The following is a 20039-nucleotide window of genomic DNA, read 5'->3' as shown; positions in this document are numbered from 1 at the left end:
ATGTGCCTGTGCGCGACCCCGCGCGGCGACGGCAACGCCGTGGGGGTCGCGTCTTTTTCGTCGCTGCGCGCGGCCCCCGTTCTGGCCTATCCTGTGCGAAACACGCGACGCGCACCGCGCGTTGCGCCTCGACACAGGAGCATCGATGCCGAATCACGCCGAAGCCACCACGACGCAGGCGCCGCAAGTCGCGCCGGTTCCCCCGACCCAGGCGACGGGCGCCGCGTTCATCGCCCCCGAAGCCGATCCGCAGGCACTCGCACGCAACAACCAGTACGTATTGAAATCCGGTGACGCGTTCGTCGTCAGCGACGCGCTCGGCGACATCGGCGGCCATGACGACGGCCTGTTCGTCGACGACATGCGCGTGCTGTCGACATGGCGCCTGACCTTCGGCGGCCGCGCGCCGTCGCTGCTGTCGGGCGCGACGAGCGCGGACAACGCGTCGTTCACCGCGCACCTGACGAACCGCCCGCTGCCGCCGCTCGGCGGCCGCGAGACGCCCGAGGGCGTGATCCACATCGAACGGATGCGCGTGCTCGCGGGCGACGTGCTGTACGAAGCGCTGACGCTGACGAACTACGGCGCGAGCGAGGCCGAGGTGCCGCTGTCGCTGTCGTTCGCGGCCGATTTCAAGGACATGTTCGAAGTGCGCGGCACGCCGCGCCCGAAGCGCGGCACGGTGGTCGCGCCGCGCGTCGACGCCGGGGCGGTGCGGCTGCGCTACGACGGCCTCGACAAGGTCGAGCGCAACGTGACCGTGCATTTCTCGCCGGCGCCCGACGCGCTGTCGGTCGATCGCGCCGATTACACGCTGACGATCGCCGCGCAGGCGTGCGTGTCGATCTACCTGACCGTCGACGCGACGCTCGGCCCCGCGCACGACGGGGAAGGTCCGGGATGCGGCCGCGTCGCGCTGCGCACCGCGCTCGTCGGCGTGCATCGCGAGATGCGTTCGCGGCGCGAGTCGATGGCGCGCGTGAACACCGGCAATCCGCTGTTCGACGCATGGCTCGACCGGTCGCTCGCGGATCTCGGGCTGCTCACGACGCAGCTCGACACCGGGCCGTATCCGTATGCGGGCATTCCGTGGTTCTCGACGCCGTTCGGCCGCGACGCGGTGATCACGTCGCTGCAGATGCTGTGGCTGCAGCCGTCGCTCGCGCGCGGCGTGCTGCGCTTTCTCGCGGAGCACCAGGCGCGCGAGACGTCCGCGTTTCGCGACGCGGAGCCCGGCAAGATCATGCACGAGTTCCGCCGCAGCGAGATGGCCGCGACGGGCGAGGTGCCGTTCGCGCTGTATTACGGCGGCGTCGACACGACCCCGCTGTTCATCGTGCTCGCGGGCGCGTACGTCGAACACACCGGCGACGACGCGCTGATCGACGAGCTGTGGCCCGCGCTCGAGCGCGCCGCGCAGTGGGTGATCGACAAGTGCGACCGCAATCCGTACGGGCTGCTCGATTACCAGCGCACGTCGGAGCGCGGCCTCGCGAACCAGGGCTGGAAGGACAGCCACGATTCGGTGTTCCATGCGGACGGGCGCTTCCCCGACGGCCCGATCGCGCTGGTCGAAGTGCAGGCGTATGCGTGCGCGGCGCTCGATGCGATGTCGATGTGCTCGCACCGGCGCGGCCACGCGGCCGACGCGACGCGCTATGCGTTGCGCGCGAAGGCGCTGCGCGACCAGGTCGACGCGCTGTTCTGGATGCCGGAGGGCGAGTTCTACGGGATCGCGCTCGACGGTCACGGCGACCTGTGCCGCGTGCTGGCGTCGAACGCGGGCCATCTGCTCGCGTTCGGGCTGCCCGACGCCGAGCGCGGCGCGGCGGTCGCCGGCGTGCTCGGCTCGACGCTGTTCCAGACGGGTTGGGGCATTCGCACGCTCGCGGCCGGCCAGCCGCGCTTCAATCCGATGGCCTATCACAACGGTTCGGTGTGGCCGCACGACAATGCGCTGATCGCGCGCGGGCTTGCGCGCTACGGCGACAAGACGGCCGCGGTGAACCTGCTGCGCGCGCTGTTCGAAGCCGCGGTCAGCTTCGAGATGCGGCTGCCGGAGCTGTTCTGCGGGTTCCCGCGCCGACGCGGCGAGCCGCCGACGGCTTATCCGGTCGCGTGCCTGCCGCAGGCGTGGGCGGCCGGTGCGCCGTTCATGATGCTGCAGGCCTGTCTCGGCGTGAGCGTGGACGCGGCGCGCCACGAAGTGCGCGTCGAGCGCCCGGCGCTGCCCGAAGGCGTCGACTGGCTGCGCATCGACGAACTGCGGGTCGGCGACGAAACCGTATCGCTGACGTTCCGGCGCGTCGATGGCCAGGTGGTCGCGGCGGCGGCGCAGCCGGGGCGGGTGAAGGTGGTCGCGGTGCTGTAGTCGTGCAGCGGCCTGCACGGACGTTGCGCGATGTCGCGCCACGTCCGCGCGCAGCGGCATAGAATCGTGACATGACCCTTGAACGATGGCGGAGGCACCTACGATGACGACCGACAATCGGCCCGACGACGGCGAGCACAAGCTCGAGAATCTGGAAGCGGCGGTCGACCACCTGCACAAGTCGATCGAGTCGCAGAGCATCGCGGCTGGCGCGGCGAAGGGCATCCTGTTCAGCCTGATCGAAACGCTCGGCGCGCTGATCGGCGATCCCGACCTGCCCGAACATGCGCGCTCCGGATACGAGGCGCTGCGTGACAAGGCGCGTGATTTGCGCGGCGGGCTCGACCGCCATTGATGAACCGGCAGCGCGGGCGTCGGCCACACGGCCCGCGCCGGTGCTGCCCAATCCTGCGCGGCGCGCACAAAACCCCGTGCGCTCAACGAGTTAGCCCGCCGGTGCGCAGGATATCCACAAGCTTGCCAACACAATCTGTGGAGAACCGTCCGGCCCCCAAAACCGGCTGCGTGGTGCAGGCCTCGAGGCCGCAAACGATGCCGCGTCATTGACCTGTCTGGCCCGATCTACTGAATCCCCTTTTGTATCAGGATGTTACGCGTCACATTGGGGGAATATCCACAGGCTTGCCAACAAAATCTGTGGATAAGTCCGACGTGATTGCTTCCTGATGGTTGAGGATCGGGCGCGCGGCGGCCGGCAGGCTCGCGCCTTTGGGCACGCGCTGCCCGATGCGTGCATCGGCGCGGTAATTCGCGCGCGATCAACGGGTTAGGCCCCGGGTACCCAGGATATCCACACCCTTGCCAACACAATCTGTGGACAAGCACGGCGCCATCATTCGACCGGCGCCGCGTCGGCCGCTTCCGCAACGATCCAGTCGCGGAACAGCGTCATCGCCGGCGTGAGCGGCTTCGACTTCAGCGACGTGAGCCAGTAGCCGCCCGCGCGCACGTCGATGTCGAGCGGCCGCGCGAGCTGGCCGAGCTGCAATTCGCGTGCGAACATGCAGGCCGGCGCGAGCGCGATGCCCGCGCCCTGCATCGCGGCCTCGACCATCAGCCGCGACGAATCGAACACGGGCCCGTTCACCGACCACGGTTCGAGCTGCGCGGCGTCGAACCAGCCGAGCCATTCGTCGGTGCGGTACGAGCGCAGCAGCGTTTCGTTCGCGAGATCGGCCGGCCGTGCGAGACGCCGCGCGATCTCCGGCGCGCACAGCGCGGTGAGCGGTGCGTCGAGCAGCCGCTCGTTGCGCGTCGTCGGCCAGTTGCCTTCACCGAAGCGGATCGCGAAATCGAGGCCCTCGGCCGCGAGGTCGACGACGTTGTTGTTGGTCCGCAGCCGCAGCTCGACGAACGGGTGCGTGTCGCCGAAGCGCTTCAGCCGTGGCATTAGCCAGCCTAGGGCAAAGGTGCCGACCGCGCCGAGCGTCAGCACCTCGTGGAAGCGCCCGCCCTCGAACTGCTTGAGCACGGTCTCGATCCGGCTGAATGCGTCGCTGAGCACCGGCAGCAGCGCGCGCCCTTCGTCGGTGAGCCCGAGGCCGCGCGGCAGCCGGGTGAACAGCGCGCAGCCGAGCCGCTCCTCGAGCGAGCGCACCTGCTGGCTGACGGCGGCCTGGGTCACGCTCAGCTCGAGGCCGGCGCGCGTGAAGTTCAGGTGACGCGCCGACGATTCGAACGCGCGCAAGGCATTCAGCGGAAGATGAGGGCGGAGCTTGGTCATAAGAATTTCTTGTGGCAGCGCTCAATTATCGTTGCTTGTCAGGCAACCGTAAAGTCACGATAGTGCTGTCTCGCCGGCCGGCTGTTCCGCATTCATTCCACCACGAGAGACACGACATGACCTACTCATCGCAACGTCGAACCCTGTTGCTGGCCGCCGCGACGGCGCCGCTCGTCCTGACCGTCGCCGCGTGCGCGTCGCCGCCGGCCGCGGGGCGGGACGTTTCGTCCGCGACGTCGTTTGCCGCGCTCGAGCGCGCGGCGGGCGGCCGTCTCGGCGTGTGCGCGATCGACACCGCGAGCGGCCTGCACGCGCTGCATCGCGCGGACGAGCGCTTCCCGTTCTGCAGCACGTTCAAGGCGATGCTGAGCGCGGCGGTGCTCGCGCAGAGCGTCGAGCACCCGGGGCTGCTGCAGCAGCGCGTGACGATCGCGCAGTCCGATCTCGTGAACTACTCGCCGGTGTCGGGCAAGCACGTCGGCACCGGGATGACCGTCGCCGAGTTGTGCGAGGCGGCGATCCAGTACAGCGACAACTCGGCCGCGAACCTGGCGATGAAGCTGATCGGCGGGCCGGAGGCGGTGACTGCGTATGCACGCTCGATCGGCGACGACATGTTCCGGCTCGATCGCTGGGAGACCGAACTGAACACCGCGTTGCCGGGCGACCCGCGCGACACGACGACGCCCGCCGCGATGGCCGCGAGCATGCGCGTGCTCACGCTCGGCGACGCGCTGCCGCCCGTGCAGCGTGCGCGGCTCATCGCGTGGCTGCGCGGCAACAAGGTCGGCGACAAGCGGATTCGCGCGGGCGTGCCGGCCGGGTGGCAGGTGGCCGACAAGACCGGCACCGGCGACTACGGGACGACGAACGATGCAGGAGTGATCTGGCCGCCGTCGCGCGCGCCGATCGTGCTCGTCGTGTACTACACGCAGGCGCGTGCCGATGCGAAGGCGAAGGACGACGTGATCGCCGCCGCCGCGCGCATCGCGGTCGCGACGTTCGCCTGAGCGGGTGGCGCGGCGTGCGTTCATCGACGGATGGGCGAAGCGATGGAGGCACGCCGTGCCGCGGTCGTGACCGGCAGGTCGAAACGTTGTGTGATCAACGACTTAGGTCACGCATGCTCAGGATATCCACATCCTTGCCAACAAAAATTGTGGACAAGCCCGCGAGTGGTCGCGTTCAGCGCGTGGCGGGCGCGGCGTCGGTATGCCGCGGGCCTGCCTGCACGATTCGAAGCGGCACGGACAAAACCTTTCGGATCAAGCGCTTGATCGCGGTATGCGCAGGCTATCCACAAGCTTGCCAACACAATCTGTGGACAAGCACGCTCGATGTTCAGCCATGCCGATCGTCGACCGACGGCCAGCGCGCGAACGCGAACACCCACAACATGATGAAGTTCAGGACCGGGATGAACATCGTCAGGATCCACCAGCCTGAATGTCCGGTACGCCGAACGATTCGGACATACGGATAGACGACGATCGCGACGAGCACGAGCGAGACGATCAACTGCCCTGCGGTGAAGTGTTCCATGGTCTTCCTCGGATGATGTGTCGTTGTCCGATGCGGGCCAAAGGGCCCGCACGTGGCGCCGCGCGTGCAGTCGCGCGATGCGCGGCCGCGTGCGGCTCGTGTGATCCTGACGCGTCGCGTGCATGAACGTCAAGCTGCGTTCGGGGCGCCGCCGTTGCGCCGGATCGTCCGATCGCGCGCGTGAGCGGACCGCGCGCTGCCGCAACGGTGGCGCGGCGCATGAATCGTTGGCCGATCAACGGGTTAGGCGATGCGTGCGCAGGATATCCACAAGCTTGCCAACAAAATCTGTGGGTAAGTGGCGCGACGATTGCGTCGCATATCGAACGCATATTGGAATGCACATCGGATCGCACATCGACGTGCCATCGTGATGCGAAGTGCGGCGAACCGGCGCGTATGACGGCGCGCCGCGCGCCGCGTCTGCATCACGCGTGCCAAAGTCCGTCGGATCAAGGGCTTAGCGTCGCGGTGCGCAGGATATCCACAAGCTTGCCAACATTTTCTGTGGAGAAGTCCGCGTGGCGATCGCGCGATGAAGCCGAGTCGAAACGAATCCCGGCCGCCGTTTCATGAACTCGGCGTCGTCGTTCGACACGGCCAGGAAATCCGCTTTTGGCAGGAGAGGGGGATCGGTACGCGATGTCGCGTCGAGACGTGCGCGTGTCCGGCGCGGTTTGGCGCATTCGCTGCGCACGACCGCCAAACCCTTTCGGATCAATCGCTTGCCGTCGTTAGCGGCCGGTTGTCCACAAGCTTGCCAACACAATCTGTGGAAAAGCCGGCCATTGGGCGAGCGTCAGGCCGGCGCGGGAAAACGCACCGTCACGGTCAGCCCGCGCCCGCCTTGCGTCGTGCCGAGCGCGACCGTCGCGCGATGCTGTTCGGCGATCCGCTTGACGATCGACAGGCCGAGCCCGCTGCCCGACGACGTGGCCGCCTGCGCGCCTTCGCCGCGATAGAAGCGCTCCCATACGTCCGTGCGTTCGGCTTCCGGAATACCGGGGCCGTCGTCGGCGACTTCGAGCACGGGCGTCGCGCCGTCGAGGCGCGCGGACACGTCGACGCGCGCACCGTTGCCCGCGTAGCGGATCGCGTTGTCGACGAGGTTGTTCAGCAGCACGCGCAACGTGTCCATGTTGCCCGCGGCCATCACCGGCGACGACACGATCGCGCCGAGGTCGATATGGTGCGCATCCGCGACGCGCGTGCGGTCGGCGACCACCGAGCGGCACAGCGCGGCGAGATCGACGGGCGCGGAGGCCGCGGCGGACGCCTGCGCGTCGGGTTCGAGGCGCGCGAGCGTCAGCAGCTGTTCGGCGAGGTGGCCGAGGCGCGTCGTGCCGGCCTGGATCTGCGCGAGGATCTGCTCGCGTTCGTCGGCCGTCGACGCGCGCCGCAGCAACTGCGACTGGATCGACAGTCCCATGATCGGCGTGCGCAACTCGTGCGCGGCATCGGCGATGAAGTGCCGCTGCAGCGTGAACGAGCGATCGAGCCGCGCGAGCAGATCATTGATCGCTTCGGCGAGCGGGCGGACTTCGTTCGGCATCGACGCGATGTCGACCGGTTCGAGATTGTTCGCATTCCTGCGCTTCAGGCCGGATGCGATCGTGCGCAGCGGCCGAAGCCCCGCGCCGATGCCGAACCACAGCCCGATCGCGAGCACCGGCAGCATCGAGAACACCGGCCACAGCAGGTGCACCGCGATGCCCGCGATCGCTTCCCAGCGCGCGTGGCGCGCCTGCGCGAGGCGGATCGTCGTGCCGCCGCGTTCGGTCACGTAGGTGCGCCATGGCTGGCCGCCGACGTCGACGCTGCCGATGCCCGTCTGCGCGGGCGGCGGCAGCGCGGACTTGCGATCGGTCGAGTAAACCAGCGTGCCGTTGCGCCAGACCTGCAGCAGCACGGCGTCGGGATCGCTGGCCTCGAAGTCGTGCTTGCCTTCGCGGTGATCGCGGAATGACAGTTCGCCGTTCGGGCCGACGACGATTTGCTTCGACATGCTGCGCATTTGATCGTCGAGGAGATCGTCGAGCTCGCGCAGCGCGCCCCAGTAGGTGCCCGCGCTCGCGACCAGCCCGATCACGCACGCGGCCGGCAGCAGCCACATCAACAGGCGCCGCCGCAGCGATGCGCTGCGCCAGCGCGCGATCGCGTGTTGCAGATGCGTCATGCGCCGTCACCGATCCGGTAGCCGACGCCGCGCACCGTGCGGATCATGTCGTGGCCGAGTTTCTTGCGCAGGTTGTGGATGTGCACCTGCACCGCGTTGCTTTCGATTTCCTCGCCCCAGCTGTACAGCCGCTCCTCGAACTGTTCGCGCGAAATCACCGCGCCGGGGTCGCGCATCAGTTCGTGCAGCAGCACGAATTCCTTCGGCGACAGCGTGACTTCGTCGTCGTTGAGCCAGACCAGGTGCTTGACGGGATCGAGACGCAGCGGGCCGATCGCGAGCGTCGTCTGCGCGCGCCCCGCGTGGCGGCGGTTGACCGCGCGAATGCGCGCGAGCAGTTCCTCGAGCACGAACGGCTTGACGAGGTAGTCGTCGGCGCCGCTGTCGAGGCCGGCGATGCGATCCGGCACGCCGTCGCGCGCGGTGATGATGATCGCGGGCAGGGTTTCGTCGCGGCGGCGCAGCGACGCGAGCACCGACAGGCCGTCGCGGTTCGGCAGCCCGAGGTCGAGCAGCAGCAGGCCGTAGCTGGTGGCGCGCAGCGCGAGCGTCGCGGCTTCGCCGTCCTTGACCCAGTCGACCGCGAAGCCTTCCTGTTTGAGGCCCTGTTCGAGCCCGCTGCCGATCAGCGGATCGTCCTCGACGAGCAATACGCGCATGGATTCGTGTCCGTTGGCGGGCGTGGCGCCCGGGGTTCCCATGATAAGCGCAGGTGTCTTAGGCCGAGCTTAAACACGGGCGCCTCCGTGCGTTCGCGCACCGAAAGGCCGCGACGGCATGCCGCGGCGGACGGCCTTCAGGTTTGCTTAATCTTACGCTCCGTAATCTCGGGGCCGTCGCGTTCAACGGGAGCGCGACGCACTCGAAAAAATGGAGGAACGAGATCATGAAACACCTGACGAGAATCCTGGCGATCGCGCTCGCCGTGCTGCCCGCCGCCGTCTACGCGGAATACACGGGGCCGTCCACGCTGACCACGACGACCGTGAAGGAACTGCTCGCGAACGGCAAGGACGACCAGCACGTGCAACTGCAGGGGCGCATCGTCAAGCACACCGGCGGCGAGGACTACGAGTTCGCCGATGCAACCGGCACGATCCGCGTCGAGATCGACAAGAAGTTGTGGGCGGCCGGCCAGCCCGTCAGCGACAAGAGCGAAGTGAAGCTGACCGGCGAGTTCGAGCGCAAGTGGTCGGGCAAGGTGAAGGTCGACGCCGATCACGTCGAAGTGCTGCGTTGACCGGTGCACCGGTGCGGACGGGGCCGGTGATACCATGGACGACCGGTTCCCGTTCTCACCAAGATGGCTGCCAATTTCGATGAACTCGCGTCCCGGATCCGGGCGCAATTTTCCGAACTGAGCCCGCAATTCCAGGCGGGCGCTGCATTTCTGCTCGATCATCCCGACGAGGTTGCCACCTCGTCGATGCGCAAGGTCGCGCAGCGCGCGCAGGTTCAGCCCGCGTCGCTCGTGCGGCTCGCGCAGCAATTCGGTTTCCCCGGCTGGAACGAGCTGCGCGACCTGTGCGTCGCGCGCGTGCGCGCGCGTCCCGAGCCGCTCACGCAGCGTGCGCGTTCGCTCGTGCGGCCCGACGCGAAGGCGTCGCTCGCGCACGATCTCCTTGCCGCCCAGCAGCACAACCTCGTCGCCACCGCCGCGCAGAACGAGCACGCGCTCGCCGACGCCGCGAAACTGATCCGCAAGGCGTCGCACGTGCACGTCGCGGGATTTCGGTCCTGCTATCCGGTCGCGTTCGGATTCGTATACGGCTATCGGCTGTTCCGGCCGACCGTGTCGTTGCTCAACGGCGTCGCCGGCTCGCTCGAGATGGAGCTGCGCACGATCGCGAAGCAGAGCGTGACGGTGATCATCAGTTTCGCGCCGTATTCCGCGGAAGCGACGCGCGTCGCGCAGGCGGCGAAGGCGCAGGGCAGCAAGATCGTCGCGATCACGGACAGCGCGGTGTCGCCGATCGCGTTGCATGCGGACGCGCAGCTGATCTTCACGCACGACAGCCCGTCGTTCTTTCCGTCGCTGGTCGCCGCGCATGCGATGGCCGAGGCGCTGGTCGCGCAGTTGCTGGCGATGGAAGGCAGCGATGCGATCGCGGCGCTCGAGCGTACGGAAGCGGAACTGCATGCGAAGGGCGCGTACGTCGTGTAGCCGCACGGCGGCGTGACTGGGAGGCACACCGCGCCGCGCGCGAGGCCCCGGCATCCACGTCGATATTTCACCGCGCGCTGAACCGTCGCGGTATCGCGCGCGCGTATGCTGACGTCTCCATTCCGAGGAGACCGCAATGTCCGATTCCAACGTGCAGTTCCGCCAGGCCGAAACCTTCCGCGCGCTGCACACGCGCCCCGGGGCCTTCATCATCCCGAACCCGTGGGATGCCGGTTCCGCCCGGCTGCTCGCGATGGCCGGCTTCGAATCGCTTGCCACCACGAGCGCCGGCTTCGCCTTTTCGAGGGGGCGGCCCGACAACGCGATCGACCGCGACGAAATGTTTGGCCACATCGCCGAGATCGTCGCCGCGGGCGGCCTGCCGGTCAGCGCCGATCTCGAGAACGGCTTCGGCGACGCGCCCGACGCGGTCGCCGAGACGATTCGCCTGGCGGCCGACGCCGGCGCGGTGGGCGGCTCGATCGAGGATGCGACCGGCCGCGCCGACGCGCCGATCTACCCGCACGACCTGGCGGTCGAGCGCATCGCGGCGGCGGTCGACGCGGCGCGCTCGCTGCGGTTTCCGTTCACGCTGACCGCGCGCTGCGAAAACTACCTGCATGGCCGTCCCGACCTTGCCGACACGATCGCGCGGCTCGTCGCGTACCGCGACGCCGGCGCCGACGTGCTCTACGCACCGGGCGTGACCGATCCCGACGAGATCGCGGCGATCACGCGCGCGGTCGGCGCGCCGGTCAACGTCGTGATGGGGCTGCAGGGCGGGTTGCTGAGCCTCGAGGCGCTCGCGGCGCTCGGCGTGAAGCGCGTCAGCGTCGGCGGCGCGCTGGCGCGGGCCGCATTCGGCGCGTTCCTGCGCGCCGCGACGGAAATGGCGCGCGACGGCACGTTCACGTTCACGCAGGCGGCGGTGCCCGGGCGCGACCTCAATCGCTGGTTTTCGGCGCCGGACAATTCGCCCGTCCGGTTCGAACAATGAGCGCCGATAAAACGTGGGAACGTTTCCAGCCGAAAACCGATTGACAGTAATCAATCGAAACCGCCGCCGATTTGAAGTTCGATGACGGCGCGAAATTCATCGTTTATTCTCCGCATTCCGGCTGTTTGACCATATTCGGCGCGCAAGCCGCGCCGAATATGGTGTCAGAAGCCCGCCGCGCGAACCGCTGCCGCGTATCGTTGCGATTTTCAGGTCGATGTTTTCGGGTATTCGGGAGTTGCCGGTTATTTATTGGATTGGTAATCTGCCGCGTATCCGAAAGACCTGTCAGCGGGCCGCCGGAAAATGAATATATAAAAAATCGAGAGAGCGATGAAAATCCGAGAAAATCACAGCAACGGCTTTCGCGTCGGCGATGTCGTGACGCTGAAAACCGGCGGCCCGCGCATGACGGTCACGTATGCCGGGCCGGTCGTGTTCGACGATGCCGACTGGCTCATCTGCCAGTGGTTCGACGACGGCGGCCACTTCCGGCAGGAAATGTTTCATCACGAAACGGTGGTGCCCGAACCGCGTGCGATTTCCGCCGGGCGCGTCCGCCTGCGCATGCAGGCGCACCGCTACCGCTCGGCAGCCTGACGCCACGTCCGTCACGACGCCGCTTGCCGGCAGCCGACTGCTGCGTCGCAGCAGCCCGCGATGCAGGCGTGGGCGTGACCGCGACATCCGTGACATCCGCGACATTTCACGTCAACCCGAAACATGCGGCGGCCCGACGCGCCGATACTGCACGCATGAACCCGACCAATCCGATTGCCGCGGTCACGCACCGCGATCCCTATCCGTACTACTCGACGCTCGTCGACGGGCCACCGCTCGCATTCGACGCCTCGCTCGGCCTGTGGGTCGCGAGCCGGGCGGCGAGTGTGACGGCCGTGCTCGGTCACCCGGCGTGCCGCGTCAGGCCGCTCGATGCGCCGGTGCCGCCCGCGTTGCGCGGGACGACGGCGGGTGCGCTGTTCGGCGACCTGGTGCGCATGAACGACGGCGCATTGCGGCACGACGTGCCGAAGCAGGCGCTGCGCGCGGCGTTCGCGCCGATCGACGTCGACGCGTTGCGCGAGCGAGCCGCGCAACTTGCCGGCCGCCGGCTGCGCGCACAGCATGACGCCGATGCACTGAACGCGTGGTGCCTGACGGTGCCCGTTTGCGCGGTCGCCGATCTGCTCGGCTTCGACGATGCGCAACTCGACGATATCGCTGCGCTGGTCGTCGACTTCGTCGCCGCGCTGTCGCCGCTGTCGGACGACGCGGCGCTGGCCCGCGCGAGCGAGGCCGCGCGGCAGTTGCTCGACCGGATGACGGAGCGCGTCGCGCGCACACGCGCGCAGGACGGCTCATGGGTTGCGGCGATTCAGCAGGCGGCCGGTGCCGCGGGCTGGCACGCAAGCGGTGCGCTCGTCGCGAATCTCGTCGGGTTGCTGTCGCAGACGTGCGAGGCGACGGCCGCGTGGCTCGGCAACGTGCTGGTCGCGTGGGACGCAACCGGCGCCGAACGCACGCTGCCGGATGCCGCGACGCTCGACGCATTCGTCGCCGAGGTCGGTCGCTTCGATGCGCCGGTGCAGAACACGCGCCGCTTCGTCGCGTCGCGCACGACGATCGAAGGCGTGACCGTCGATGCCGGTGCGGCCATCCTGGTCGTGCTCGCGGCGGCGAACCGCGATCCGGCCGTGCATCGCGAGCCGAACCGATTGTTGCCGGGCCGCGCGCCGGGGCCGAACTTCGGGTTCGGCACGGGGCCGCACGGCTGCCCGGGCGAGCGGATCGCGCGGGCGGTGACGGCGGGGGCGTTCGGGGCGTGGTTGCGCGCGGGCGGTGAGGCGCCGCGCGACAGGCTGGTGTGGGACTACCGGGCCTCGACCAACGTCAGGATGCCGAAGTTCGAAGCGGCGAGGTAAAGAGGACAGCGGGAACGCCTAGCGGCAACCTTGCTTCTCGGCCCATTGCTCCTGGGCGGCGACGCGGCGCTGCACGCGTTCGACGAGGCCGGCCGAGAAGGTCCGCATGCTGATGCCGCGGCGCTTCGCGAGGATGGTTTGCGCGACGTCGGTTTGCGGGTTCGGCTGGCATGCCCAGTAGAGCGTCATCAGCCAGCCGATGCCCGTCCACGCGAACAGGGCGTTGAACATTGCGATCGTCAGCTTGTCGTGCCGGGCGCGCCGGTCGGCGACGATGGCCGGAAGAAAATAGAGCGCGATCGCCGCGACCGAGCCGGCCATCTGAATCGGGACTGCGTGTTCCATGTTGCTGCTCCATCCGAACTGCAATGTGGCCGATTGTCGCGCTTTTTCCGTTTGCGTGCCGGCAATTGATTGTTGCGTTTTTAATGACGATCAGCGCGTGGCGACGTCCTCCGGCTGCGCTTCGTTGCACAACGCGAAACCCTCGTCGAGCCAGCCCGTGACGCCGCCGATCATCAGCTTCACCGGGCGGCCGAGGCGCGCGAGCCGGATCGCCGCGCGCGCGGCGCCGTTGCAGTGCGGGCCGGCGCAGTAAACGACGAACAGCGTGTCGGCCGGATGGTCGGCGAGCTTGCCGGCGACGATCTTGCGGTGCGGCAGGTTGCGCGCGCCGGGCACGTGGCCGGCGGCAAACTGCTCCGGACCCCGGACGTCGAGCAGCACGAAATCGGGCGTGCCGGACGCGAGCGCGTCGTGCACGTCCCAGCAATCGGTCTCGAAGCGCAGCGACGCTTCGAAGTGCGCGAGGGCGGCAGCGCTGTCGGCGGCGGGGACGTCGGTGACGTAAGACATGAAAGGCGCTCCTGAAGGGCGGCGCGGAATGCGCCGGGATGAAGGGCAGTATCGCGGTTCGGCGGCCATTGCGGCAGTGGCGCGATCGACAAGTTCCGGTAACATCGCGCCATGCACAATCATCTCGTCGTCGCGCTCGCCTACGATCGCCTCTGCACCTTCGAATTCGGCTGCGTGGTCGAACTGTTCGCGCTCGAACGCCCGGAACTCGGCGTCGACTGGTATCGCTTCGCGGTCTGCGCGAGCGAGCCGGGCCCCGTGCGCGCGGCGGGCGGCATCACGGTTGCCGCGCCGTACCGGCTCGCGATGCTCGATCGCGCGGACACCATCGTGATTCCCGGCTGGCGCGATCCGGACGAGCCGCCGCCGGAACCGCTGCTGAAGAAGCTGCGCGCCGCGCATCGCCGTGGCGCGCGGCTCTGTTCGATCTGCTCGGGCGTGTTCGTGCTCGCGGCGGCCGGCGTGCTCGACGGGCTTACCGTCACGACGCACTGGCGCTACGCCGAGCGCCTGCAGGCGCGCTATCCGGCGCTGCGCGTGAATCCCGACGCGCTGTACGTCGACGAAGGGCAGATCGTCACGTCGGCCGGCTCGGCGGCGGGGCTCGACATGCTGCTGCATCTCGTGCGCCGCGACCACGGCGGCGCGATCGCGAACCGCGTCGCGCAGCGCCTCGTGCTGCCGCCGCATCGCGACGGCGGCCAGGCGCAGTTCGTGCCGCGACCGGTCGCACCGGGCGGCAGCGACCGGCTCGCGAAGCTGATCGACTGGATGCGCGCGCATGCGGCCGAGCCGCACACGCTCGCGTCGCTGGCCGCGCAGGCGGCGATGAGCACGCGCACGCTGCAGCGTCAGTTCGCGGACGCGACGGGGATGTCGCCGCTCGCGTGGCTGATCCGCGAGCGCGTGAACGTCGCGAAGGACATGCTCGAAGCGCATCCCGGGTTGTCGCTCGCGCAGATTGCCGCGCGCGCGGGGTTCGGTTCCGAGGAGTCGTTGCGCCGGCATTTCCGGCGCGTCGCGGCGACGAGCCCTGCCGCATACCGGCGCGGGATGGATCGCGGCGTGAGGCCCACGGACGCGTGAGCGTCGCGTCTTCCTTCGCCACGGCGGCGCCCGGCCGTCGTTCGCTTCCTGCCGACTTCGAGCGCGCGTAAGATGGCGGTCGCCGTGCGGCGATCCGGTTCACGCGCGCCGCGCTTCCTGCGCCGCTGCAACCCGCCGCCATTCATCCATCACAACGACAAGGACGATCGCCATGGGCCTGCTGGGAAAGCTGTTCGGAAAGAAACCGCGTGATGAAGCGGCGACGCCCGCGCCGACCGCGAACGACGCACCGGACGCATCCGAAGGCGCGAACGATCGGAACGGCCCCGACATCGCGCCGGAGCTTGCGTCCGCGTTGAAGGCATTCCAGGCCGGCCGGCACGAAGCCGCGATCGCGGCCGCCGCGCCGCATGCGGAGCGGCTGGCCGATGCGGCGCGACTGTGCGCGCTGTCGTATTCGGCGATGAAGCGTTACCGTGAAGCGTTTCCGTACTGGCTCGCGCTGTTCGACCGCGAGCCGAGCGCGCACAACGCCGTGCAGCTCGCGACGACCTCGGCGATGTGCGACGAAGTGGAGCGCGGCGAAGCGTGGATGCAGAAGGCCGCCGAGGTCAATCACGACACGCGCGAGCAGTCCGACGTCGCCGCGCGCGTGAACTTCATTTCCGCGCTGATGCAAAGCGGCCACCTGCGCGAGGCGCTGCCGCATCTCGCGTGGGTGCGCGACGTATACGGCCACGTGCGCATCACCGACTCGACCTTCCTCTACATGCGCGGCATTCCGTTCTTTGCGTCGTTCCTCGAGAACAGTTTCGAGATCCTGAAGGCCACGCAGCCGGCCGACGCGATCGCATCTTGGTACGGAGAACTGAAGGGCAAGCTCGACGAAGAAGGCGAGGCGCAGCTTGCCGCGTGGGTCGGCCGGTTGCCGGCATGACCGGCGGGTCGTCACGCATCGCGACGCCGGCCGCATTCTGCCGGCGCGGCGTCACGATGCGCATGCTCAGCGCGTGTTGGTGTCGCGCGCGGTTTCCTTGATGCACGCGATCCGGTACACGCCGTCCTCGACTTCGACGCCATGCGTGTCGTGCGTGAAGCCGGGGAAGCGCAGGTCGTACTGCTCGAGCGCCTTCAGGTAGCCGAGCAGCGGGCCGTCGGCCGGCCCCGCGTTCTCGCCGGGCATCAGCAGCGGAATGCCGGGCGGATAGGGCACGACGCCCGTCGCGACGGTGCGGCCTTCCATCTCCGACAGCTCCAGCATCTCGATGTCGTTGTGCACGAGATGTTCGAACGCCTCGGCCGGGCTGAAGTCGGGCTGCGGCAGCGTCGAGAAGCCGCGCGACATCATCTCGGTCGTCTTCAGGTCGCTCATCGCACTGAACATCAGGTCGCACAGTTCGCGCAGGCCGAGCTTGCCGTAGCGGTCCGGATAGCGCGCGACGAGGTCCGGCAGCGCCTGTTCGAGCGGCGCGTTCGCGTCGTAGTCGCGCTTGAAGTCGAGCAGCGTGTTGACGAGCGTGCCCCACTTGCCCTTCGTCACGCCGAGCGAGAACAGGAACAGGATCGTGAAGTCGGTCGTCTTCTCGACGACGATCCCGTGCCGGTCCAGATACGCGGTGACGACCGACGCCGGAATGCCGACCGGCATCAGCCCGCCGTGCGGCGCGACGCCAGGCGTGACGATCGACACCTTGATCGGATCGAGCATGCAGTAGTCGTCCTCGATCTCGCCGAAGCCGTGCCACGTCTCGCCCGGATGCAGCACCCAGCACGACGGATCGGTGGCGAGCAGCGTTTCGTCCGCTTCATGGAACGGCACGCGCCGGCCCGTCTTGCGGTCGACCACGGTGTCCGGCTGCCAGCCGTTGAAGAACCAGTCGTCGTTCTCCTCGCATTCCGCATGCAGCCGCGCGAGCATCCGGCGGAACGACACGGCCTCGCGGATCGCGTCGGTCGTCAGCGCCTCGCCGCCGGGGCCGTCCATCATCGCGGCGCTCACGTCGTTCGACGCGATGATCGCGTAGTTCGGCGACGTCGACGCATGCATCATGTATGCCTCGTTGAAGCGTGCATGCTCGATCGGATTGCGGCCGTCGCGGACGTGGATGAACGACGCCTGCGACAGCGCGGCGAGCAGCTTGTGCGTCGACTGCGTCGCGAACACGGTCGGCTTGCTGGCGTCGTGTTGCGCCGGATCGCCGTGCATCGCGTGACGATCGCGGTAGATCGGGTTGAAGCGCGCATAGCCGTACCATGCTTCGTCGAAATGCAATCGGTCGACGCTCTGGCCGAGCAGTTCCTCGACGCGCGCGACGTTGTAGCAGAGGCCGTCGTACGTCGAGTTCGTGATCAGCGCATGCACGGGCGTCGGATCGATGCCGTCGCGCCCGCGCACCAGCGGGTTCGCGTCGATCGCGAGGCGCACGGCGGCGGCCGTGAGCCGTTCCGGCATGATCGGCCCGATGATCCCGTAATGGTTGCGTGACGGGATCAGGTAAGTCGGAATCGCGCCGGACATCGTCATCGCGTGCTCGGCCGACTTGTGGCAGTTGCGGTCGCACAGCGCGACCTGGTTGCGCGTGACGCTCGCCATCAGGATCACGCGGTTCGACATCGACGAGCCGTTGGTCACGTGATACGTGCGGTGCGCGCCGAACACGCGTGCCGCGTAGCGCTCGCTTTCGCCGATCGGACCGGAGTGGTCGAGCAGCGAGCCGAGTTCGCCGACCGAGATCGACAGGTCGGAGCGGAACAGCGCCTCGCCGAAGAATTCGAAGTACGCGCGGCCGACCGGCGATTTCAGGAACGCGGTGCCGCCCGTGTGGCCCGGCGTGTGCCACGAGTATTCGTACACGCGCGAGAACTGCGCGAGCGCGCGGAACATCGGCGGCAGCACGGTTTCGCGGTAGCGTTCGATCGCGGCGACGATCCGCCCGCCGATGAACGCGGTGGTGTCTTCCAGCATCCAGATGAAGTCGTCGGCCTTGCGCATCGCGTCGACTGGAATCGCGGCCGCGCTCGCGCGGCTCGCGAGCAGGAACACCGGCACCGTCGCATTGCGCGCGCGCATCGCGTCGAGCACGGCCTGCGCGGGCGCGTGGGCGGGATCGTTGCCGAGCTCCCAGTTGAGCAGCAGGCACTGGATCGCGGGATCGGCGTCGACCACCGCGCGCGCGTCTTCGGCGGAGGTCGCGATGACGACGTCGACGAGCCGCGTGCGCAATTCTTCGACGAGCGCGGTGGCCGCGCGTCCGGTGGCCGTGCGTTCGTCGATGTCGTGCTGCACGAGCAGCGCCTTCATGCCGAGGCGGCGGAACGCCGGTTGGGTCAAGGAAGCGGTCATGGGTTATTCCCCCGTTTGCTGGGTTGCCTGGACGCCCGCGGCCGGCGAGCGTGCGTGAAGGATGTCGGCCGTGTGTCGGCCCACGGAGATCCAGAAGGTCGCGACGAGCGCGACGATGGTGACGCCGAGCGCGAGGTAGCGCACCCAGCGCGGCGAGCGGCCGCCCGGATGGATATGGGTTTCCTCGATTTCGCGCTGACGGTTGATCGACAGCTCGTAGAACACGATCGTCGCGATCACGAAGATCAGCGACCAGCGCGTCTGCTGGCCGTCGGAGCCGACCATCGCCCACAGCGCGTAGACGGCGCCGATCAGGCCGACGATCGTGTAGAAGGTGAACTGGTGCGACGGCATCTTGCCGTAGCCGAGCACCTTGATCGCGATGCACGAGTAGATGTACGGCAGGAGCGTCATGATCACGGCGATCGACGCGATCTTGCCGAACTGCTCGCTCGCGCTCGGCGACATCGTCGCGAGCACCTGCACCGACATGATGACCGCGACGATCGCGAGGCCGGCCGATGGCACGTTCTTCGAGTTGACGCGGGCGAACACGCCGGCGAACAGGCCGTCGTCGGCCGCGGCCTTCGCGGTCTGGCCGACCAGCAGCGTCCAGCCCGCGAGCGAGCCGAGGCAGCCGAGCGCCGCGCAGATCGCGACCGCGTTCGCGGCGGTGTCGCCGAGCGCGAGGCGCGCGGCATCCGCGAACGGCGCGCTCGATGCGAGCAGCGCCTTGTTCGGGATCATCCCCATGATCACGGTCGAGCTGAGCACGTAGCAGACGGCCGCGAGCACGACGCCGCCGACGGTCGCGATCGGCACGTTGCGCGACGGGTTTTCGACGACCCCGGCCGACACCGACGCGCTCTCGACGCCGATGAACGCCCACAGTGTGAAGTTCAGCGTCGCGCCGATCGCGCCGACGCTGCTCGCGCCCGACACGTTCCAGCCGGCGAAGTACACGTCCTTGCTGAACCAGAACCAGCCGAACACGGCCATCCCGAGGATCGGCACGAGCGCGAAGATCGTCGTGACCGACTGCACGCGGCCGACCACGTTCGGCCCGAGGATGTTCGCGTAGGTGAACAGCCAGATCACGAAGATCTGCGCGAGCGCGAATACCAGCGGGTCGCGCAGCATCGGGAAGAAGTGCGTGAGATAGCCGAGGCCGGCGACCGCGAGGCCGACGTTGCCGAGCACGTTCGCGAGCCAGTAGATCAGGTTGGTCTGGTAGCCGATGTACGGGCCGAACGACTTGCGCGCGTATGCATACGGGCCGCCGGCGGCCGGGTCGATCGCCGCGAGCTTCGCGAACACCAGCGCGAGCGACACGGCGCCGACGACGGTGATCAGCCAGCCGAAGATCGCGATGCCGCCGGTGGCGGCGAGGTTCGCGGGCAGCATGAAGACGCCGGAGCCCATCATGTTGCCCGCGACCATCAGCGTGGCGGGGATGACGCCGATTTTCGGCGCGGCGGTCGCGGCTGGCGCGGCGGTGGAACGGGAGGAAGACGAGCTGGCATCGGACATGCGAGGCTCCTTGAATGATCGTGATGCAGTTGAGGTGGCGCGGCCCGGCGCCGGTCGACGAATCCGGAATGGTCCGTCGCTTTATTGAACGACAGCATCTTATCTCTTAATTGAGTTTCAATAAGAGTAAACGATGCAATTTAATATCTTGAATATTGATCGTCATCATTGAAGAAGATGAAATGTCATGGTGCGAACGGGCGGGATGTACGCGGCCGGACGGCGAACCTGGGCCGCTCCGGGTTGTGTTCGCGGGTGACGGTGCGGTATCTCGAAAATGGAACGGATAATCGATTTTTTGCCGAACTGGTTAATTCAATTGACGGGCTGAATGACTCGGGAAACCCT

General features: G+C 68.1%; 18 protein-coding genes. 10 read left to right on the top strand and 8 right to left on the bottom strand.

Annotated elements, in window-relative coordinates:
• Nucleotides 1-145: 145 nt before the first annotated feature.
• Nucleotides 146-2371, top strand: coding sequence for an amylo-alpha-1,6-glucosidase (locus tag WS49_RS09420; RefSeq protein WP_059526926.1), 2226 nt, complete (start codon nucleotides 146-148; stop codon nucleotides 2369-2371).
• A gap of 103 nt (nucleotides 2372-2474) precedes the next feature.
• Nucleotides 2475-2726: a hypothetical protein gene (locus tag WS49_RS09415; protein ID WP_059527240.1), complete on the top strand. Its 252-nt coding sequence runs from the start codon at nucleotides 2475-2477 to the stop codon at nucleotides 2724-2726.
• Nucleotides 2727-3224: 498 nt separating this feature from the next.
• Here the strand turns inward: WS49_RS09415 and penR are convergent, their stop codons facing one another.
• Nucleotides 3225-4115 (bottom strand): beta-lactamase transcriptional regulator PenR, encoded by an 891-nt coding sequence (gene penR / locus WS49_RS09410; protein WP_059526923.1) that lies wholly within the window; start codon nucleotides 4113-4115, stop codon nucleotides 3225-3227.
• 116 nt (nucleotides 4116-4231) lie between these two features.
• On the opposite strand from penR, the gene blaPEN-bcc reads away from it, so the two are divergent.
• Entirely contained in the window at nucleotides 4232-5125 is an 894-nt protein-coding gene (gene blaPEN-bcc / locus WS49_RS09405) for a PEN family class A beta-lactamase, Bcc-type (RefSeq protein ID WP_059526920.1), read from the top strand.
• A 331-nt stretch (nucleotides 5126-5456) separates the two neighbouring features.
• On the opposite strand, the gene WS49_RS09400 is transcribed toward blaPEN-bcc, so the two are convergent.
• The 3 genes from WS49_RS09400 to WS49_RS09390 all read right to left on the bottom strand — a co-directional run bounded on the left by WS49_RS09400 (nucleotide 5457) and on the right by WS49_RS09390 (nucleotide 8492).
• Nucleotides 5457-5657: a DUF805 domain-containing protein gene (locus WS49_RS09400; RefSeq protein WP_059526917.1), complete on the bottom strand. Its 201-nt coding sequence runs from the start codon at nucleotides 5655-5657 to the stop codon at nucleotides 5457-5459.
• Nucleotides 5658-6456: 799 nt separating this feature from the next.
• Nucleotides 6457-7833 carry a sensor histidine kinase gene (locus tag WS49_RS09395; RefSeq protein WP_059526914.1) on the bottom strand — a complete coding sequence of 459 codons (1377 nt, stop codon included), beginning with the start codon at nucleotides 7831-7833 and terminating at the stop codon, nucleotides 6457-6459.
• Nucleotides 7830-8492, bottom strand: a complete 663-nt coding sequence (locus WS49_RS09390) for a response regulator (protein ID WP_059526911.1) — start codon at nucleotides 8490-8492, stop codon at nucleotides 7830-7832. Before WS49_RS09390 ends, WS49_RS09395 begins: the two co-directional genes overlap by 4 nt.
• A gap of 227 nt (nucleotides 8493-8719) precedes the next feature.
• On the opposite strand from WS49_RS09390, the gene WS49_RS09385 reads away from it, so the two are divergent.
• The 5 genes from WS49_RS09385 to WS49_RS09365 all read left to right on the top strand — a co-directional run bounded on the left by WS49_RS09385 (nucleotide 8720) and on the right by WS49_RS09365 (nucleotide 12916).
• A complete protein-coding gene (locus WS49_RS09385) occupies nucleotides 8720-9073 on the top strand; it encodes a YgiW/YdeI family stress tolerance OB fold protein (protein WP_059526909.1) in 354 nt (117 codons plus the stop codon).
• Nucleotides 9074-9136: 63 nt separating this feature from the next.
• A complete protein-coding gene (locus WS49_RS09380) occupies nucleotides 9137-9997 on the top strand; it encodes a MurR/RpiR family transcriptional regulator (protein WP_059526906.1) in 861 nt (286 codons plus the stop codon).
• A gap of 136 nt (nucleotides 9998-10133) precedes the next feature.
• Nucleotides 10134-10994, top strand: coding sequence for an isocitrate lyase/PEP mutase family protein (locus WS49_RS09375; protein WP_059526903.1), 861 nt, complete (start codon nucleotides 10134-10136; stop codon nucleotides 10992-10994).
• 333 nt (nucleotides 10995-11327) lie between these two features.
• Nucleotides 11328-11594, top strand: coding sequence for a YodC family protein (locus tag WS49_RS09370; RefSeq protein ID WP_059526900.1), 267 nt, complete (start codon nucleotides 11328-11330; stop codon nucleotides 11592-11594).
• 155 nt (nucleotides 11595-11749) lie between these two features.
• The gene (locus WS49_RS09365) at nucleotides 11750-12916 is read left to right on the top strand and encodes a cytochrome P450 (RefSeq protein ID WP_059526898.1); all 1167 of its coding nucleotides are present in this window, start codon (nucleotides 11750-11752) and stop codon (nucleotides 12914-12916) included.
• An 18-nt stretch (nucleotides 12917-12934) separates the two neighbouring features.
• Here the strand turns inward: WS49_RS09365 and WS49_RS09360 are convergent, their stop codons facing one another.
• Together WS49_RS09360 and WS49_RS09355 are read right to left on the bottom strand one after the other, a co-directional pair.
• On the bottom strand, nucleotides 12935-13261 hold the full coding sequence (locus WS49_RS09360; RefSeq protein ID WP_059526895.1) for a superinfection immunity protein: 327 nt from the start codon (nucleotides 13259-13261) through the stop codon (nucleotides 12935-12937).
• A gap of 90 nt (nucleotides 13262-13351) precedes the next feature.
• Nucleotides 13352-13771 carry a rhodanese-like domain-containing protein gene (locus WS49_RS09355; protein WP_059526892.1) on the bottom strand — a complete coding sequence of 140 codons (420 nt, stop codon included), beginning with the start codon at nucleotides 13769-13771 and terminating at the stop codon, nucleotides 13352-13354.
• Between the two features lie 111 nt (nucleotides 13772-13882).
• On the opposite strand from WS49_RS09355, the gene ftrA reads away from it, so the two are divergent.
• Both ftrA and WS49_RS09345 read left to right on the top strand, forming a co-directional pair.
• A complete protein-coding gene (gene ftrA, locus WS49_RS09350) occupies nucleotides 13883-14857 on the top strand; it encodes a transcriptional regulator FtrA (protein WP_059526889.1) in 975 nt (324 codons plus the stop codon).
• Between the two features lie 172 nt (nucleotides 14858-15029).
• Nucleotides 15030-15755 carry a hypothetical protein gene (locus WS49_RS09345; RefSeq protein WP_059526886.1) on the top strand — a complete coding sequence of 242 codons (726 nt, stop codon included), beginning with the start codon at nucleotides 15030-15032 and terminating at the stop codon, nucleotides 15753-15755.
• A gap of 66 nt (nucleotides 15756-15821) precedes the next feature.
• On the opposite strand, the gene WS49_RS09340 is transcribed toward WS49_RS09345, so the two are convergent.
• Together WS49_RS09340 and adiC are read right to left on the bottom strand one after the other, a co-directional pair.
• Complete coding sequence (locus WS49_RS09340) at nucleotides 15822-18161, bottom strand: Orn/Lys/Arg decarboxylase N-terminal domain-containing protein (protein ID WP_059526881.1); 2340 nt, start codon at nucleotides 18159-18161, stop codon at nucleotides 15822-15824.
• Between the two features lie 3 nt (nucleotides 18162-18164).
• The gene (gene adiC / locus WS49_RS09335) at nucleotides 18165-19691 is read right to left on the bottom strand and encodes an arginine/agmatine antiporter (protein WP_059526878.1); all 1527 of its coding nucleotides are present in this window, start codon (nucleotides 19689-19691) and stop codon (nucleotides 18165-18167) included.
• Nucleotides 19692-20039: the final 348 nt, after the last annotated feature.

This window comes from Burkholderia sp. RF7-non_BP4, from assembly GCF_001521935.1.
GTDB classification, from domain to species: Bacteria; Pseudomonadota; Gammaproteobacteria; order Burkholderiales; family Burkholderiaceae; genus Burkholderia; species Burkholderia diffusa.
The sequence above is the reverse complement of the archived record's forward strand: the minus strand, read 5'-3'. Positions and strand labels throughout refer to the sequence as shown.

Bases quoted from the DNA above. Each gene is read 5' to 3' on its own strand.
- WS49_RS09420 (WP_059526926.1), top strand. From the start codon at position 146: ATGCCGAATCACGCCGAAGCCACCACGACGCAGGCGCCGCAAGTCGCG.
- WS49_RS09415 (WP_059527240.1), top strand. From the start codon at position 2,475: ATGACGACCGACAATCGGCCCGACGACGGCGAGCACAAGCTCGAGAAT.
- penR (WP_059526923.1), bottom strand. From the start codon at position 4,115: ATGACCAAGCTCCGCCCTCATCTTCCGCTGAATGCCTTGCGCGCGTTC.
- blaPEN-bcc (WP_059526920.1), top strand. From the start codon at position 4,232: ATGACCTACTCATCGCAACGTCGAACCCTGTTGCTGGCCGCCGCGACG.
- WS49_RS09400 (WP_059526917.1), bottom strand. From the start codon at position 5,657: ATGGAACACTTCACCGCAGGGCAGTTGATCGTCTCGCTCGTGCTCGTC.
- WS49_RS09395 (WP_059526914.1), bottom strand. From the start codon at position 7,833: ATGACGCATCTGCAACACGCGATCGCGCGCTGGCGCAGCGCATCGCTG.
- WS49_RS09390 (WP_059526911.1), bottom strand. From the start codon at position 8,492: ATGCGCGTATTGCTCGTCGAGGACGATCCGCTGATCGGCAGCGGGCTC.
- WS49_RS09385 (WP_059526909.1), top strand. From the start codon at position 8,720: ATGAAACACCTGACGAGAATCCTGGCGATCGCGCTCGCCGTGCTGCCC.
- WS49_RS09380 (WP_059526906.1), top strand. From the start codon at position 9,137: ATGGCTGCCAATTTCGATGAACTCGCGTCCCGGATCCGGGCGCAATTT.
- WS49_RS09375 (WP_059526903.1), top strand. From the start codon at position 10,134: ATGTCCGATTCCAACGTGCAGTTCCGCCAGGCCGAAACCTTCCGCGCG.
- WS49_RS09370 (WP_059526900.1), top strand. From the start codon at position 11,328: ATGAAAATCCGAGAAAATCACAGCAACGGCTTTCGCGTCGGCGATGTC.
- WS49_RS09365 (WP_059526898.1), top strand. From the start codon at position 11,750: ATGAACCCGACCAATCCGATTGCCGCGGTCACGCACCGCGATCCCTAT.
- WS49_RS09360 (WP_059526895.1), bottom strand. From the start codon at position 13,261: ATGGAACACGCAGTCCCGATTCAGATGGCCGGCTCGGTCGCGGCGATC.
- WS49_RS09355 (WP_059526892.1), bottom strand. From the start codon at position 13,771: ATGTCTTACGTCACCGACGTCCCCGCCGCCGACAGCGCTGCCGCCCTC.
- ftrA (WP_059526889.1), top strand. From the start codon at position 13,883: ATGCACAATCATCTCGTCGTCGCGCTCGCCTACGATCGCCTCTGCACC.
- WS49_RS09345 (WP_059526886.1), top strand. From the start codon at position 15,030: ATGGGCCTGCTGGGAAAGCTGTTCGGAAAGAAACCGCGTGATGAAGCG.
- WS49_RS09340 (WP_059526881.1), bottom strand. From the start codon at position 18,161: ATGACCGCTTCCTTGACCCAACCGGCGTTCCGCCGCCTCGGCATGAAG.
- adiC (WP_059526878.1), bottom strand. From the start codon at position 19,691: ATGTCCGATGCCAGCTCGTCTTCCTCCCGTTCCACCGCCGCGCCAGCC.